General features: G+C 57.6%; 14 protein-coding genes and 3 pseudogenes. 7 read left to right on the top strand and 10 right to left on the bottom strand.

Annotation, left to right across the window (positions count from 1 at the left end; all coding sequences use genetic code 11):
• Nucleotides 1–12: 12 nt before the first annotated feature.
• The 6 genes and pseudogenes from AC0L6A_RS04720 to AC0L6A_RS04695 all read right to left on the bottom strand — a co-directional run bounded on the left by AC0L6A_RS04720 (nt 13) and on the right by AC0L6A_RS04695 (nt 4063).
• On the bottom strand, nt 13–495 hold the full coding sequence (locus AC0L6A_RS04720) for a GNAT family N-acetyltransferase (protein WP_473292524.1): 483 nt from the start codon (nt 493–495) through the stop codon (nt 13–15).
• Nucleotides 488–1429 (bottom strand): HesA/MoeB/ThiF family protein, encoded by a 942-nt coding sequence (locus tag AC0L6A_RS04715; RefSeq protein ID WP_473292522.1) that lies wholly within the window; start codon nt 1427–1429, stop codon nt 488–490. Before AC0L6A_RS04715 ends, AC0L6A_RS04720 begins: the two co-directional genes overlap by 8 nt.
• Nucleotides 1389–1523, bottom strand: coding sequence for a hypothetical protein (locus AC0L6A_RS04710; protein ID WP_473292521.1), 135 nt, complete (start codon nt 1521–1523; stop codon nt 1389–1391). The genes AC0L6A_RS04715 and AC0L6A_RS04710 overlap by 41 nt, the downstream gene beginning before the upstream one ends.
• Nucleotide 1524: 1 nt before the next feature.
• Nucleotides 1525–1994, bottom strand: a pseudogene (gene dut, locus AC0L6A_RS04705) (dUTP diphosphatase).
• The gene (gene coaBC, locus AC0L6A_RS04700; RefSeq protein ID WP_473292520.1) at nt 1991–3196 is read right to left on the bottom strand and encodes a bifunctional phosphopantothenoylcysteine decarboxylase/phosphopantothenate--cysteine ligase CoaBC; all 1206 of its coding nucleotides are present in this window, start codon (nt 3194–3196) and stop codon (nt 1991–1993) included. Before coaBC ends, dut begins: the two are co-directional and overlap by 4 nt.
• A gap of 66 nt (nt 3197–3262) precedes the next feature.
• Nucleotides 3263–4063, bottom strand: a complete 801-nt coding sequence (locus tag AC0L6A_RS04695) for a ChaN family lipoprotein (protein ID WP_473292518.1) — start codon at nt 4061–4063, stop codon at nt 3263–3265.
• A gap of 89 nt (nt 4064–4152) precedes the next feature.
• Between AC0L6A_RS04695 and cobU the strand changes: the two genes are divergently transcribed.
• The 4 genes from cobU to AC0L6A_RS04675 all read left to right on the top strand — a co-directional run bounded on the left by cobU (nt 4153) and on the right by AC0L6A_RS04675 (nt 7789).
• Nucleotides 4153–4689: a bifunctional adenosylcobinamide kinase/adenosylcobinamide-phosphate guanylyltransferase gene (cobU, locus tag AC0L6A_RS04690; protein WP_473292517.1), complete on the top strand. Its 537-nt coding sequence runs from the start codon at nt 4153–4155 to the stop codon at nt 4687–4689.
• Nucleotides 4686–5270 carry a histidine phosphatase family protein gene (locus AC0L6A_RS04685; RefSeq protein WP_473292516.1) on the top strand — a complete coding sequence of 195 codons (585 nt, stop codon included), beginning with the start codon at nt 4686–4688 and terminating at the stop codon, nt 5268–5270. The genes cobU and AC0L6A_RS04685 overlap by 4 nt, the downstream gene beginning before the upstream one ends.
• A 57-nt stretch (nt 5271–5327) precedes the next feature.
• Nucleotides 5328–6209 (top strand): glutathione S-transferase, encoded by an 882-nt coding sequence (locus AC0L6A_RS04680; protein WP_473292514.1) that lies wholly within the window; start codon nt 5328–5330, stop codon nt 6207–6209.
• Between the two features lie 68 nt (nt 6210–6277).
• A complete protein-coding gene (locus tag AC0L6A_RS04675; protein ID WP_473292513.1) occupies nt 6278–7789 on the top strand; it encodes a YifB family Mg chelatase-like AAA ATPase in 1512 nt (503 codons plus the stop codon).
• Here AC0L6A_RS04675 and AC0L6A_RS04670 read toward each other — a convergent pair.
• The 4 genes and pseudogenes from AC0L6A_RS04670 to rsmI form a co-directional block, all read right to left on the bottom strand.
• A complete protein-coding gene (locus tag AC0L6A_RS04670; protein WP_473292512.1) occupies nt 7762–8688 on the bottom strand; it encodes an alpha/beta hydrolase in 927 nt (308 codons plus the stop codon). The two genes, AC0L6A_RS04675 and AC0L6A_RS04670, sit on opposite strands and share 28 nt — an antisense overlap.
• Nucleotides 8685–9627: pseudogene (gene gshB, locus AC0L6A_RS04665) on the bottom strand (glutathione synthase). The gene AC0L6A_RS04670 and the pseudogene gshB overlap by 4 nt, the downstream one beginning before the upstream one ends.
• 64 nt (nt 9628–9691) lie before the next feature.
• A complete protein-coding gene (locus AC0L6A_RS04660; protein ID WP_473292511.1) occupies nt 9692–10045 on the bottom strand; it encodes a YraN family protein in 354 nt (117 codons plus the stop codon).
• On the bottom strand, nt 10042–10899 hold the full coding sequence (gene rsmI / locus AC0L6A_RS04655; protein ID WP_473292509.1) for a 16S rRNA (cytidine(1402)-2'-O)-methyltransferase: 858 nt from the start codon (nt 10897–10899) through the stop codon (nt 10042–10044). Before rsmI ends, AC0L6A_RS04660 begins: the two co-directional genes overlap by 4 nt.
• Before the next feature lie 79 nt (nt 10900–10978).
• Here rsmI and AC0L6A_RS04650 point away from each other — a divergent pair, with 79 nt between their 5' ends.
• The 3 genes and pseudogenes from AC0L6A_RS04650 to murJ all read left to right on the top strand — a co-directional run bounded on the left by AC0L6A_RS04650 (nt 10979) and on the right by murJ (nt 16460).
• Nucleotides 10979–12151 carry a penicillin-binding protein activator gene (locus AC0L6A_RS04650; protein ID WP_473292508.1) on the top strand — a complete coding sequence of 391 codons (1173 nt, stop codon included), beginning with the start codon at nt 10979–10981 and terminating at the stop codon, nt 12149–12151.
• Nucleotides 12132–14922: pseudogene (locus tag AC0L6A_RS04645) on the top strand ([protein-PII] uridylyltransferase). The gene AC0L6A_RS04650 and the pseudogene AC0L6A_RS04645 overlap by 20 nt, the downstream one beginning before the upstream one ends.
• Nucleotides 14922–16460, top strand: a complete 1539-nt coding sequence (gene murJ, locus AC0L6A_RS04640; RefSeq protein ID WP_473292506.1) for a murein biosynthesis integral membrane protein MurJ — start codon at nt 14922–14924, stop codon at nt 16458–16460. Before AC0L6A_RS04645 ends, murJ begins: the two are co-directional and overlap by 1 nt.
• Nucleotides 16461–16529: the final 69 nt, after the last annotated feature.

The following is a 16529-nucleotide window of genomic DNA, read 5'->3' as shown; positions in this document are numbered from 1 at the left end:
AAGACGATATTGTCAGTCCAGATCTAGATCGCGGCGGAATGTTTTGCATTCGAAGTCATCAATCACATCGCTTCCAGTCGCGTGGAAGCCGTTCTTTTGCAGAACCCGCATGGATGCCGGATTGTCCAGTTTCACGCGCGCCTCAATCGCCCAAAGGCCAAGATTGCGTGCTTCCTCGATAAGCAACGCAACCCCGTGCGTGGCCGTGCCGCGCCCCGCCTGTTCCTGCCCGATCCGATAGCCAAGCTGTGCCACGCGTGCCTCGACACCCGTCAGGTTCACGCGTCCAACAATCTGGCCCCTGTCTTTCAAAAGAAACATCAGCTCGCCTGCTTCGACCTGCTCGTGGACCAGCTCGGTCAGGCGGAACAGGTTCCAGTAGATATCCGGGCGCGGTCCAACATGCGCTTCGAACCATGATTTGTTGCGCTTTTCGAACAAGAACAATGCCGGGGCATCCGCGATTGCCAGACGCTCTAAAGACAGATCAGCCACAGCACTCACACCCAACGCGCCGCTTCGCTTTGATCACGCGCATCTCTGCATACATGGCGTCATAGATCAGCATACGTCCGCGCAGACCTTCGCCAGCGCCGGTGATCTCTTTCACCGCTTCCATCGCCATGATGCCGCCAATGATGGCTGGCAATGGACCGACGACGCCAGCCTCTGAACAGCTGGGGGCCAGACCCGGTGCAGGGGCTTCCGGGAAGATACATTGATAGCAGGGGGCATCGTTTGCAGGATCAAACGTCGACACCTGCCCTTCCCATTGGCTGAGCGCGCCACCAATGACGGGCTTGCCCAGCTTGGCCGCGATACGGTTCACCAAATAGCGGGTTTCGAAATTGTCCGAGCCCTCAAGGATCAGGTCATATTCGGCCAACAGATCGTCGGCAATGTCATCCGTCAGACGCTGGTTATATGGGTGAACTTCGATGGCAGGGTTTTGGGCGCGCATCGCGGCCTCGGCCGAAAACACCTTGGGCACTCCAATATCCGCGTCGCGGTGGATCACCTGCCGTTGCAGGTTCGAATTGTCGACCACATCGTCGTCGATAACGCCAATCGTGCCCACGCCTGCCGCTGCCAGATAAAGAAGTACGGGCGAACCAAGCCCACCTGCCCCGACCACCAGAACACGCGCATTTTTCAGGGCCACCTGTCCGGGGCCACCGATTTCGCGCAGCACGATATGGCGCGCGTAGCGGTCAAGCTCTGTGTCTGTGAAGGGGCCGTCGTCATCCGAATTGGAACCCGGCGCATCAGGAACGCGCGCTTTGAGCCACGCCAAACCTCGGCCGTAAAGCGCGGCCAAACCGATGCCTGCAAAGAAAACTGCCCAGATGGTAAAGTTGCCGCCCAATCCGGCGGTGATCAGATTGCCCTCAGGCAAAACCGAAAAGCTTAGCAAGATCACCCCAGCCATAAGCGCCGTCAGGATCACAACGCTGAGATTTCGAGAAGTTCAGATAGCTACCGCCCAACCAAATCAGCAATAGCGCCAAGAGAACCCAAAGCATGTCAGCCCCGACCTGTTGAGCCAAAGCCGCCAGCACCGCGTGTGGTATCGCCCAGCGCGTCGACCAATACGTATTCGGCCTGCACCACGGGTGCGATCACGGCCTGCGCAATGCGATCGCCATGGCCTACGGTGAAAGGCTCAGCGCTTAGGTTGATCAAGATGACACCCAATGGGCCGCGATAATCGCTATCGATCGTGCCCGGTGCATTGGCCAGCGTCACCCCATGTTTGGCGGCAAGGCCTGAACGCGGGCGGATTCTTGCATCTCATACCCCGCCGGGATCTCCACCCTCAGGCCAGTAGGAACAATCCGACGTTCCATTGGCGCAAGCACCAAGCCATTGGCACGATCATCCGCAGGCAAGTTTGCACGCAGATCTGCACCTGCCGCCCCAGAAGTCTCGTAAGATGGAAGTGCGATTGCGAGGTCGCTGCCCTCGTCACGCAGAACCTTGATCACGGGCATCACTTCTTCCCTTTCAGCGCATCGGAAATTCGGGCTGCCAGCTGACGCGCGACGTCATCTTTACCCATGCGAGGCCATACATCAGCGCCGTCTTCCGTGATCAGCGTCACAGCATTTTCGCTGCCGCCCATGATCCCGGTTTCCGGGCTGACGTCATTGGCTACGATCCAGTCGCATTTCTTGCGCTCCCGTTTCGACGTGGCGTTGACCATCACGTCATCAGTTTCAGCGGCAAATCCCACAACCAAAGGCGGGCGGCCCTTTTTCATCTGGGCGACTGTGGCCAGAATGTCCGCGTTTTCTGCGAACTTCAGCACAGGCAAGCTGCCTTTTGCGTCTTTCTTGATCTTGCTCCTCGACGCAGACGCCACGCGCCAATCAGCAACGGCAGCGGCGAAAACCGCGGCATCAGCAGGTAATGCAGCCTTCACGGCTTTCAGCATTTCTTTGGCCGATTGCACTTTCACCACATTCACGCCGTCTGGCGGCGGCACATCTGCTGGCCCAGTCACAAACGTCACGTCAGCCCCCAATGCAGCAAGCGCGCGGCCCAGCGCGGTGCCCTGCGCACCCGAGGACCGATTGGCGATATATCGCACCGGATCGATGGGTTCATGCGTTGGGCCAGAGGTCACAAGGATGTGCTTGCCCTTCAAGGGGCCATCCATCAAGGCGGCTTCAACGGCTGCGACGATCTCAAGCGGTTCGGACATACGGCCGGGGCCGAACTCGCCACACGCCATTGCGCCGTCGTTCGGGCCAACAAACAAAACGCCATCCCCTTTCAAGGTTTCAACATTACGCTGGCAGGCGGGGTGTTCCCACATACGGACGTTCATGGCTGGCGCTACCAACACCCGCTTGTCTGTCGCCATCAGAAGTGTCGATGCCAGATCATTCGCCAGACCACCGGCCATCTTGCCCAGAAGGTCCGCCGTTGCGGGGGCGACGACGACCAGATCGGCCGCGCGCGACAACTCGATATGGCCCATCTCGGCCTCGTCGGTCAGATCAAACAGATCGGTGTAGACTTTGTTCGCTGCCAATCCAGAAGCGGATAGCGGCGTCACGAATTCCTGCCCTGCCTTGGTGATCACGGGCGTCACCTCGGCCCCGCGTTCACGCAGCCGTCGGGTCAGATCAAGCGATTTAAAGGCGGCGATGCCACCACCGATGATCAGTAGGATGTGTTTGCCAGCCAGCATAGGGATCCCCTTTGAAGTACAATCAAACAGTTACGGGAGCACGGCCTGCCTTTCAATGGTCAGGTGCTATTTGAACTGATCACAAGGATCAGGACGTTCAGGCGCAGGAGCGTCCAAAACGATGTCAAACCCACCCTCGGTCAGCACACCATCTTCGCCCTGCCCGACAGAGATCACCGTCAATTCCGGCGCAACGCGCGCCAAGTAGGCAGGCACACCCCAATCTTTACGTGCATGGCCGTTTCCGGTGATAACCACCACCGGTCCGCCAGTGTCAGAAACAGCCTGCACCACGCGCAGGGACAAAATAGCATCACGCAGGCGCTGCACCTCGATCATTCCACCAAGCATCTCACGCGGCATCGCTTCGCAATGGGCATGAAACTGAAGCTCAATCCGAGCAGCGTATTGGTCTTCCATCAACGGTTGGTTCAAGCCATAAGCCACCGCGTCGCCTGTGAAATGTGCAGCAACCCCATCCGAATAGGTCGCCTTTGCCACATCACGCGACACCCCTGCGCCGATGATCGCACCGGGGGGATCCTGACTGCGAACAGCGTCAAAAATCGGCAAATACATCTTATAATCAGGCCACCCAATTTCCGCCCAGCGCGCAGCGAAAGCCTTGGGGTCTTGCGCCAGCGCGTCTGCATCAGCCTTGATTAACATCTCAACCACCAGCGCCGCGGGTTGCAGTTCCTCCACGATTTGCGCTTGCGTGGCGTGATGAGTGGGGTTGTCATGCACCTCGCCAATGATGACGACATCAGCCGCTTTCAAGCGCGACAGATCGTCGGCATTTACATCAAGGGATTGGGCAAACGCAGGGGATGCGCAAGTGATCAGGGCACATAAAAGGGCTTTCATGATGACAAGCTAGGCTGCAACAATCACCCCCGGCAAGGGCTTTCAACTTGACGCGCCATATGCCGCAATGTCACCTCGGAGGCATGAGTATGAAACTTCCCCCTCTGACCCTTGTATTAGGCGGCGCGGCCTCGGGCAAATCGGACTATGCCGAACGGCTGGTCTTGGGCACCGGACGTCCGATGCTTTATATCGCCACCGCACAATCTTTCGACGCCGAAATGGATGACAAGATCGCTCGTCACCAAACGCGACGGGGGGACGGATGGCGCACGATCGAGGCACCGCTAGACGCATCTGCCGCCTTTTCCTGCGCGCAGGAGAACGAGGTTGTTTTGTTCGATTGCGCGACCATGTGGCTGTCGAATCAATTGTTTGCCGAGACCAATCTGGGCGACGCAGAAGGTACTCTGTTTAAAGCCATGTCCGACTGCGCGGCCCCGGTTGTTGTCGTCTCGAATGAAGTGGGCGCTGGGATTGTACCCGAAAACGCTTTAGCGCGCCGGTTCAGACAGGCGCAGGGCGAGCTGAACCAACGCATCGCAGCAAAGGCGGATCTGGCAATCACAGTTATGGCCGGCTTGCCCTTGGCACTGAAGGGTGTGTTGCCCAACGGTGCACCGTGACCAAACCCGTCACATGGTGGTGGGTACGCCACGGTCCAACGCATGCCAAAAACATGGTGGGCTGGCGCGATTTGCCAGCAGATCTTTCGGATACTGCGGCTCTGGCGCGGCTATCAGATCATCTGCCAGACCGCGCCGCAGTGATTTCAAGTGATCTGATCCGCGCATCGGACACGGCGGATGCAATCGGAGGCGGGCGAACACGTCTGCCGCATCACCCCGATTTGCGCGAATTTCATTTCGGTGAATGGGATGGATTGGGGTGGCAGGAAGTATCAGAGCGTGACCCAAAGCTGTCGCGGGCCTTTTGGGAAACGCCCGGCGACCACGAAGCGCCGGGGGGCGAAAGCTGGGACCAGCTTTCTGCGCGTGTGACAGCTGTGGTGGACGGCTTGAACCAAAGCGATCACCGCAACATCGTGGCCGTCGCCCATTTCGGCGTGATCCTAACCCAGATCGCTATCGCAGGCGATCTGACCGCCTACCAGGCCCTTAGCCACAAGATAGATAACCTGTCTGTTACACGGCTGGACTGGGACGGAATACGCTGGTCCGTTGGGCAGATTAATCATCTGCCGTGATCCTGCCCGTCACAAAAAGGAAATTGCGCCGGTCGCTTTCATCGCTAACCTGAGCCAATGACTTATGACCTTTATATCGGTGACCAGAGTTTTTCGAGCTGGTCCTTGCGCGGCTGGCTGATGTTTGAGAAATTCAACATCCCCCACCGCACGCATTTAGCTGGACTATATAGTGGTACATTGAAGCAAGACCTTGAAAAGCTTGCTCCGGCCCGGTTCGTGCCGGCAATCTGTACACCCGACGGAACACCCGTTGGCGATACTCTTGCCATCGCAGAAACGTTGGCCGAACGTCACCCTGAGGCTGGGCTGTGGCCCAAAGACCCCGCCGCCCGTGCCTTGGCGCGCTGGCTGGTGGCCGAGATGCATTCTGGCTTTGGAGCCCTGCGAAACGATTGCCCGATGCAGCTTTTGGGAGTTGTCGAGGGGTTTTCCGTAAGTCGCGACGTCAATACTGACCTACTTCGGATTGAAGAGCTCTGGAACACTGCTTGGAAGCAATTTGGTTGCGAGGATAGCCCATGGCTTTTCGGAGACTATTCGCTCGCGGACGTGTTTTATGCGCCGGTCGCGGCGCGGATTGCGGGCTTTGGATTGCCCGTAAGTGAGGCGGCACAAGACTATGTCGCAGCTCATCTTGCTGACCCTGCATTTCGCCGCTGGCGGGCCATTGGGCTTTTAAAATCCTATGACCCCGTGCCCTATATCGAAGGATTGCCTTTGGCGGATTGGCCCGGTCCCTCCCCCCTCGATGCATCCCAATCCGAGGGTCCTTCGATCAACGAGGTGTGTCCCTATTCAGGCAAACCCGTCACGGATTTCCTTGAGCTGAATGGGCAGGTCTGGGGGTTTTGCAATCCCGGCTGTCGCGACAAAACCATAAGCGATTCCGAAGCTTGGCCCGCCTTCATGGAAATGGTGGCTGCTCACAACGCCTGAACGCCGGAATTAACGTTTTGCTAACCATGGCAATCTAGCCTGCTCAAGAACAAGGGGCAGGCTGGATCATGGTGGCACGTATCAGCACAGTGGCATTTGAAGGCATCGATGCGCGCATCGTCGAAGTCGAATGCGCCCTATCCCCCGGATTGCCGGGATTCTCGATCGTTGGACTGCCCGACAAAGCGGTGTCCGAGGCGCGCGAACGCGTCCGATCAGCCTTGGCCGCCATGTCCGTGGCGCTGCCCCCTCGCAAAATAACAATCAACATGTCCCCTGCAGACCTGCCCAAAGAAGGATCCCACTTTGATCTGCCCATCGCGCTGGCGCTTTTGGCTGAAGCAGGAATGCTGGAGCGGGACGAGTTGGCAAATACGCTGGCCATAGGCGAGCTGTCTCTGGATGGCTCGTTGATACCTGTTCTGGGTGCCCTGCCCGCGGCACTTGCAGCGGCGGAGAAAGGACTGGACCTGATTTGCCCGAAGCCTTGCGGGGCCGAAGCTGCATGGATTGATGCCACCAAGGTTCTGGCTGCCGAAAGTCTGGCGGCGGTGCTTCAGCATTTTACTGGACAATCGCCCATCGCACCTGCCGTTGCGGGCCAGATTACAGTTGAAACGACATTCAAAGACTTGGCCGAGGTAAAGGGGCAGGAACGCGCCAAACGCGCGCTGGAAATCGCGGCAGCTGGCCGCCATCATCTATTGATGATCGGGACGCCTGGTTCGGGCAAGTCGATGCTTGCAGCCCGCCTTCCCGGCATCATGCCGCCCTTATCCGCGCGCGAGGCGCTCGAAACCTCGATGATCCATTCTGTGTCCGGCTTGCTGGATGCGGGTGGTATTTCGCAAACACGTCCCTTCCGTTCGCCGCATCATACAGCGTCTATGGCGGCAATTGTGGGCGGAGGGCGCGGGGCCAAACCCGGCGAAATTAGCTTGGCGCATAATGGCGTGTTGTTCATGGATGAGTTTCCAGAGTTCAATCGTCAAACGCTTGAAACGCTGCGCCAACCATTGGAAACGGGCGACGTGACGGTGGCGCGCGCGAATGCGCATTTACGCTATCCCAGCCGCTTTCTGCTGGTCGCCGCAGCAAATCCCTGCAAGTGCGGATACCTGACCGATGCCGGGCGTGCTTGTAACCGCGCACCGATCTGCGGTGAGGACTATATGAAGAAAATTTCCGGGCCACTTCTGGACCGATTTGATCTGCGGCTGGACGTCCCGCCCGTCAGCTTCCAAGACCTCGATCTTCCTGCAACCGGAGAGCCATCGTCGGTCATCGCTGAACGGGTTGCCACTGCACGTGAACGGCAGACGCAGCGCTATGCCGACCAGCCAGATGTTACAACAAATTGCGATATCGAAGGGGATCTGCTGACACGCGTTGCCACGCCAGACGCAGAAGGGCGTGATATCCTGAACAAAGCCGCCGATCGGTTTGGCCTATCCGCCCGCGGATATCACCGCGTTTTGCGTGTTGCGCGCACAATCGCAGATCTGGACGGGGCAGATTGCGTCGAACGCGGCCATATTGCCGAAGCGTTGGGCTATCGCCTTGTCACGCCATTCCCGTGATCGTCCACTGCACGCTTAATCGCATGCGCAATCCGGCTGATGGATTTGTTGGCTTCAGGCAAAGGCCCTGCAAACATCTGCCAAACATGCGCAAGCCCGTCGTCTTCTTGTAAATCCACAGACACACCCTGTTTTTCCAACGACGCAGCCATTCGGCGGGCGTCATCCAAAAAGATCTCGGACCGGCTGACTGTGATCAAGACAGGCGTCGCCCCTGTGTATGTCGCAAAAAGAGGGCTTGCGCGCGGGTCAAGCGCATCCGCGCCATCAAGGTAGTAGGCAGCAAGCTCAGACATTCGTTCGGCCGGCAAGACCACTTCGGTCTTGTCGTTGTCCCGGATCGACGCACCGCTTGAGGTCAAATCGGTCAGAGGCGACAACGCGATGGTCAGCGCGGGCTTCGGCAAGTCCAAAGCAACGATCTGCGCAAGCAAAGCCAGCGCCAATCCACCACCGGCACTGTCCCCTCCAACAATAACAGCCCGGTCGGGATGGGCTGCAATGACCTCTTTATAGATCGCAAGCGCATCATCCGGGGCTGCAGGGAACGGATATTCGGGCGCGAGGCGATAGGAGGGTAGAAAGGCGCGCGCGCCAGCATCCCGTGCAATACGCCCGACCATGTTGCGCACGGTGCGGGGCGAGCCAAAGAAGTAGCCGCCGCCGTGGAAATACAGAAGGATTGGCGCGTCCTCAGCCACACCCGGATCAATTTCCATCACCGGACGGGCCATGTCGTGCCATGTGTATTGCAAGCCGCGCGGCGGATGCAGCGACAAGCGTGTCACCGTCTCGAACCGGCGCCGCACCCGGCCCACGGTTTCAGGCGTGGCACGGGTCAGCGCTGGTCGCTCAGTCAAGCGCAGCCAGAGGTTCAGTGGGCGACGCAGCCAGCTCATGCGCGGCGTGCCTCGATCGCCTGCCAGATCTTTTCGGCCACGTTGGTTCTATCAAAGCGTTCAAGCTCTTGAATGCCCGTGGGCGAGGTCACGTTAATTTCGGTTAGGTAATCGCCAATCACATCGATGCCTACAAAGACTTGGCCTTTTTCACGCAAAAGCGGGCCAATCGCCTCGCAGATCTTCGCGATCACGCTCGGTCAGACCAACTTTTTCAGGGCGCCCACCCACATGCATATTTGAACGGGTTTCACCCGCAGCTGGCACACGATTGATCGCGCCAACGGGCTCGCCATCGACCAAGATAATACGCTTATCCCCGTTCGAGACGTCAGGCAGGAATTTCTGAGCAATCAGCGGCTCGCGGTTGATACCAGCAAACAGCTCGTGCAGCGACGCAAGGTTGCGATCATTGTCGTCCAGACGGAACACACCCGCACCACCATTGCCATAAAGTGGCTTTAAAATAATGTCGCCATGCGCGTCTTTGAATGATTTCAGCGTGGCGAAATCACGCGCGATCATTGTTGGTGGCGTCAGGTCAGGGAACTCAAGAACCAACAGCTTCTCCGGGTAGTTTCGCACCCAGAACGGGTCGTTCACAACCAACGTGTCGGGGTGAACCATATCCAGAATGTGGGTTGTTGTGATGTAGCCCATGTCAAAGGGCGGATCCTGCCGAAGCCAGACCACGTCCATTGTGGCAAGGTCTACATCCTGCAATTCGCCAAGGGTGAAGTGATTTCCCTGCTCACGTCGAACAGTCAGAGGCCAGCCGCGTGCCATGACGCGCCCCTCGCGATAGCTAAGCTGATCAGGCGTGTAGTAAAAAAGGCTGTGCCCACGCGCCTGAGCCTCTTCGGCGATGCGGAATGAACTGTCGGCATTGATATCGACGTGATCGATCGGGTCCATTTGAATGGCAACTTTAAGCGACATGGGGGGCTCCGTCTGAATTCAGTCTCCCATAAATGGGGCAGAGCAGCCCGTGGCGCAATGGGGATCAGTATCCCAATGCGTTTTCAATGATCTGGATTTCGCCTGAACCGTTCACAAGTGCGACATCAAAGCGTGTCGGCGTCAGGTCGCCTTTGGGTTCGCCCGTCAGGAACTCAGCGGCCGTTTGGAAAAGCCGCTTGATTTGTGGCTTTGACAGGGCTTCTGCCGCGCGCAGAAAATCACGGGATTTCTTTACTTCAACAAAGATGACTTCGTCTTGGTCCCGCACAATAAGATCAATCTCACCCTGTTTGCCGCGCCAACGACGAAAAGCCACTTCCCGTCCACCCTGCTGATAGGCCCGTGCCACACTATCTTCGGCAGCGATACCTGAGAGATATGAAACCATCCCGCTCATTGGTCACGGCCCATGCTCAAAGCAGTCTGATAAACCTTTCGGCGCGGCAGGCCGGTTGCTTGCGTCACCATAGCGACAGCGTCCTTCATGCTCATGTCCTGCAATGCATTGGTTAGCATCTGTTCCAGATCCACCTCTTCCTCGCCCTCTTCGGACTGCCCCAGCACAAGGGCGATTTCACCTTTCAAAGTCATCTCGGGTATCTGATCAAGAAGATCCTGGACCGTCCCACGCCTGATTTCTTCGAACTTCTTGGTCAGCTCCCTGCACAAAGCGGCCGGACGTGACTTTGCTTCAGTGGAACACAGCTCCTCTAACAAGCGGTTAATGCGTTTCGGGCTTTCGTAAATGATCAGCGTGGCCGGCATGACCAAAAGTTCAGCCAGCCACTTCTGACGTGCTCCTTTGGCAGATGGCGCAAAGCCAGCAAAACAGAAGCGGTCCGAAGGCAGACCAGACAGGCTGATCGCGGTGATCGCAGCCGTGGCGCCGGGCAACGCGGTGACATGATGGCCCTCTTTCGCAACTTCACGTGCCAGAGCAAAGCCGGGATCGGCGATAAGTGGACTGCCTGCTTCGCTTGCATAAGCCACTGATTTGCCCTGTCCGATCAGCTTCAGAATGCCCGCACGGCCCGCCTCTCCGGAATGGTCGTGATAGGCGATGACTTTTCTGTCCCCCAAAGATACCCCATGGATTTCCAACAGCTTACGTGTGGTTCGAGTATCCTCGGCGGCAATCACATCAGCTGATGCCAGCACATCAAGTGCCCGCAGGGTTATGTCACGGGCGTTCCCAATCGGTGTCGCAACCAGATAAAGTCCGGGCTCAAGGGGGGTAATCAGGGGTTTCACTCTGGACCTGTCTGTTCTGAGGGTTATTATGGCGCGGTCTGTCGGGGTGCGTTCTGCCTCGCCCGGGAAAGGATATTATATGTTTGCCGTTTTCGCACGCACCCGCAAGGCGCTGGGTGCACTTACCGCCTTTGCGTCTCTTTCTGCCCTTGTTGCCTGTAACGTCGCAGCTCCGCAAGTTGGCCAAAACATTAACACGAATAAACCCGTACCAGTTGCCCTTCTGGTACCGTCGGGATCGGGGTCGGCCAATGATGCCAACCTTGCCCAATCGCTGGAAAATGCCGCCCGCCTAGCCATGTCTGAACTGTCCGGGGTCAAGATTGATCTGCGTGTCTACAGCACCGCTGGCAGCGCGAATCAGGCGGCCTCGATGGCGACCAAGGCGGTGAATGATGGTGCGAAGATCATTATTGGTCCGGTTTTCGCCCAAAGCGCCAATGCCGCCGGTGTTGCCGTCGCACGACGCAACGTGAATGTGCTGAGTTTTTCGAACAACCCAAGCATCGCGGGCGGAAACGTCTTCATTTTGGGTAACACCTTCCAGAACACCGCCAACCGCCTGACTCGCTTTGCAGTGCGCCAGGGTAAAGGCCGCATCATGGTCCTGAACGGCAACGACCAAGCCGAGGCCCAAGGACGCGCCGCCATTGAAGCCGCCATCCAGAATTCGGGCGCAACGCTTGCTGGATCGGCCTCGTTTGAGCTGTCTCAGAACGGCATCGTGAACGCACTGCCCGGTATCAGCGCCAAGGTGCGCAGTTCGGGTGCGCAATCGGTCTTCCTGACCTCTGGCACATCGGGCGCACTGCCTTTCCTGGCCGGTCTGCTGCCTGAAAACGGCGTTGATCCTGCAAAAGTCCAATATATAGGCCTGCAACGCTGGGATATCCCCGCCAATGCAATGGCACTTCCAGGCCTACAGGGCGGATGGTTCGCCATTCCTGATCCTGCGCTGAGCAGCCGCTTTGCCGGTCGTTATCAAGCCCGGTACGGCGCATCGCCTCACCCCATCGCGGGCTTGGCCTATGACGGCATTGCGGCCATTGGTGCGCTTGTGAAGGCTGGAAAATCCAACGCTTTGACCACAACTGCTTTGACCCAACCCCAAGGCTTTGTCGGCGTGAACGGTGTATTCCGCCTGCGTGCTAACGGCACCAATCAGCGCGGTCTTGCAATTGCGCAGATCCAAAACGGGCAACTTGCTATCATTGATCCTGCGCCCAGAAGCTTTGCCGGTGCCGGGTTCTGAGGCAGACCGGAACCTTCCGGCCCAAACGGCGGGGCATCTTATTTGCCCTGCCGAAGAAATCCTGAACGAAGACGCTCTCTGGCAAAAGCTGGAGCATGCGTTTGAAGATGCCAAAGATGCCTCGGAAATTCGCAAACTGACGGTTTCCGCGCTTCGCGACAGCATCAAGGCAGGACGCACGAAGATTGCTGACGCGCTGTCGAAAGACCCCCTGGACGCCCATCCCGCGATTGCAGCTTACAGCCATTTGACCGACGGCATTGTTCGATGCGTTCATCGTGTCGCAACTGAGAAGCTTCACCCTCTTCCTTTGCCAACGACGGCCGAGCGGATCGCGGTGATCGCTGTCGGAGGATGTGGTCGTGGCGAAATGGCACCGCAATCTGACTTGGATCTGCTGTTTTTGACGCCTTACAAAATCACCCCTTGGGCCGAAAGCGTCATCGAAAGCATGCTCTATATGCTTTGGGATTTGCGCCTGAAAGTGGGCCATTCAGCACGTACAATTGAAGATTGCCTACGACTGGGGCGCGAGGACTATACGATCCGTACCTCCTTGCTGGAACAGCGGCCGATCTGTGGCGATCAAGAATTGGCGCGGGAACTGGACGACCGGCTTTGGAGCGATCTGTTCAACGACACTTTGGCTGACTTCATTGAAGCAAAACTAGCCGAACGTGATGCCCGCCATGAAAAGCAAGGGCAGCGCTATGTGGTCGAGCCTAATGTGAAAGAAGGCAAAGGCGGCCTGCGCGATTTGCAGACGCTTTTTTGGGTCGCCAAGTATCAACACCGCGTGTCTCATCCGTCCGAGCTGGTCTCGAAAGGTGTGTTTACCGAGGATGAGTTCGAAACCTTCCGCGAAGCAGAAGGGTTTCTTTGGGCCGTGCGCTGCCAATTGCATCTGTTGACCAACCGCCCATCAGATCAGCTGAACTTCGATTTGCAGGTCGAAGTGGCGGATCGGTTGGGTTTCAAGGACACCGAGGGCCGCCGGGGCGTGGAGCATTTCATGCAATCCTATTTCCGCCACGCAACCCAAGTGGGCGACCTGACCCGTATCGTGCTGACCGCGCTTGAGGCCCAGCACCTGAAGCAGGAGCCGCGATTGATGCGGCTTTTGAAACGGCGCAAAAAGCTGAAACACGGGTTTGTCGAAAAACATGGGCGCCTTGATGTGGGCGACGAAACCGATTTCCTGTCCAATAATCTGAACCTTCTTCGCATCTTCGAAGAAGGCTTGCGTACGGGCATGTTGATTCACCCACACGCCATGCGGCTGGTGTCACATAACCTTGATCTGATCGACGATGAGATGCGCAAGAACAAGGAAGCCGTCCGCATTTTCCTTGATCTTCTGCTGAAACACGGCAACCCGGAACGCGCATTGCGCCGGATGAATGAACTTGGCGTTTTGTCTGCTTTCATCCCCGAATTTGAGCCCATTGTGGCGATGATGCAATTCAACATGTACCACAGCTACACCGTTGACGAGCACACGATCCAAGTGATCTCGAACTTCGCGCAGATTGAACGGCACGAGCTGGAAGATGAGCTGCCGATCAGCTCGGAGATCATCGACAAGGGCGTCAATCGCAAGACGCTTATGGTGGCGATGCTGCTGCATGATATCGGCAAGGGACGCCCGCAGGATCACTCCATATTGGGCGCGCAAATTGCCCGCAAAGTGGCCCCCCGTCTTGGCCTGACACAGCGTGAATGCGAGACCGTCGAATGGCTGGTGCGCTATCATCTTCTGATGTCCGACATGGCACAGAAACGCGACATTGCCGATCCGCGCACCGTGCGGGATTTCGCGAAAGCCGTACGGTCTGTGCGACGGTTCGTATCTGCTGACAGTGCTGACCGTCTGCGACATTCGTGGGGTCGGGCCGAACACATGGAACAACTGGAAAGCGACGTTGATCCGCACGCTTTACAACCAGACCCGCCGGGCGTTGGAAGACGGGATGGAGGCGCTGAACCGGGAAAGCCGTGGTACCGAAGCAAAGCGCGCATTGCGTCAAGCGCTGAGCGATTGGAAACCCAAAGACCTAAAAGTCGAAACCGCCCGTCACTACGATTCTTACTGGCAGGGGCTTCATGTCTCAGCCCATACGGTGTTTGCCCGCCTTCTAAAGGATATCGAAGATGACGAAGTACGGATCGAACTGGAGCCTGACGAAGACCGTGATGTAACCCGCGCCTATGTGGTGCTGGCTGACCATCCGGGGATTTTTTCGCGGCTTGCTGGTGCCCTATCTGCGGTTGGCGCCAACATCGTGGACGCGCGTACCTATACCTCTAAGGATGGATACGCGACGGCTTGTTTTTGGATGCAGGATGCAGATGGCAGCCCGTACGATATCACGAAGCTTAAACGCCTGACCCGGATGATCCACAAGATGCTGAAGGGCGAGGTTGTGGCGCATGAGGCCATCGCCGGGCGCGACAAGATCAAGAAACGCGAGCGCGCCTTCAAAGTGCCCACCACAATCACCTTCGATAACGATGGTTCTGAGATCTACACCATCATCGAAGTCGACACCCGCGACCGCCCCGGTCTGCTGTATGACCTGACACGCACCCTGGCCAACACCAATGTTTATATTGCCTCAGCCGTTATCGCGACCTATGGCGAACAGGTGGTGGACAGCTTCTATGTCAAAGACATGTTCGGTTTGAAATTCTACGCCGAGCACAAAAAGAAGCTTTTGGAAGACAAGCTGCGTGCAGCCATCGAAAAAGGCGCGGAAAGGGCAACCTCATAATGGCATCGAGACTGGCACGAGGCTTCATGACCGTTGGTGGTTGGACAATGGCCAGCCGCATTCTGGGCTTCGTGCGCGACATCATGATAGGTGCATTTCTGGGCTCTTCTGCCGTGGCCGAAGCGTTCCTGATCGCGTTCTCGCTTCCCAATATGTTTCGTCGTTTCTTCGCCGAGGGCACGCTGAACGTGGCGTTTGTGCCTATGTTCGCCAAGAAACATGAAGGTGGTGAAGGCGCGTTTGAGTTTGCGCGCGATGCGTTTTCAGGCCTTGCGTTCATCCTTGTGATATTCTCAATCATTGCGCAGATCTTCATGCCAGCACTGGTTTACGCCATGGCATCCGGCTTTACTGAAGACAGCCGATTTGATCTGGCGGTGACCTACGGGCGCATCGCCTTCCCTTACATCTTGTTCATTTCGCTGGCCGCGCTTCTGTCAGGGGTTCTAAACGCCACGGGGCGTTTCATGGCTGCAGCCGCGGCCCCCGTGCTTCTGAATGTGATCTTCATTGCGGCCATGCTTGTGGCGGACATGGCGGGCTTTGACCTCGGGACCACCCTTGCCTGGACGGTACCGGTCGCGGGCGTTGCGCAAGTGGCCTTGGTGTGGATGGCGGCCAGTCGCGCAGGCTACCGTCTGATCCCGCGCATGCCGCATATGACGCCTGAACTAAAGCGCCTTGCGATCATCGCGGCCCCTGCTGCCCTTGCCGGCGGTGTGACCCAGATCAACCTTCTGGTCGGTCGTCAGGTTGCCAGCTTTTACGAAGGCGCTGTGGCGTGGCTGTACTATGCTGACCGCCTGTACCAATTGCCTTTGGGCGTGGTTGGGATTGCCATTGGTGTCGTGCTTCTGCCCGAGCTGTCGCGCAACCTGCGGGCAGGCGATGCGATTGCAAGCCGCGAAGCCCTAAGCCGCGCGGGTGAGATGTCGTTGGCCCTGACCATCCCCGCTGCCGTTGCGTTGATGGTGGTGCCAACTCAGCTGATCGAGGTGCTATTTCAACGCGGGGCGTTCTCGGCCGATGATACGGCTTGGACAGCCCTTGCCACGGCCATCTATGGCGCAGGGCTTCCTGCATTCGTGCTGCAAAAGGTTTTGGCCTCGGCCTATTTCGCGCGGGAGAACACAAAAACACCCTTCTACTTCGCGCTGGTCGGCATGATCGTGAATGCAGTCCTTGCGATTGGGCTTAGCTACTACATTGGCTTCATCGCTGCAGCCATTGCCACCACGGTCGCTGGATGGACAATTGCATTGCTTACATGGGTCGGCGCGGCGCGCATGGGCGAGGAAACCCGCTTTGACGCACGCTTCTGGTCCCGTTTCTGGCGCATCGTGGCGGCCAGCTGGGCGATGGGCGCGGCCCTATGGGCCATGCTGATCGTGATGGGGCCAATGTTTGGGTTGGCAGGGCTAAAGATCATCGCCCTTCTCATTCTAGTTATCGGAGGGATCGCGATCTACGCGGTCCTTGGTCAGCTGTTTGGCGCCTTCAGGTTCTCTGAGATTAAATCCGCATTCCGCCGCGGATAACCCACGCCCGGTGTTTTCTTTTCAGAGCATTCATTTCCGTCCAGACTTCGTAGCGGTCAAGCCGCTGAC

This window comes from Aliiroseovarius sp. D2-2, from assembly GCF_055809455.1.
The sequence above is the reverse complement of the archived record's forward strand: the minus strand, read 5'-3'. Positions and strand labels throughout refer to the sequence as shown.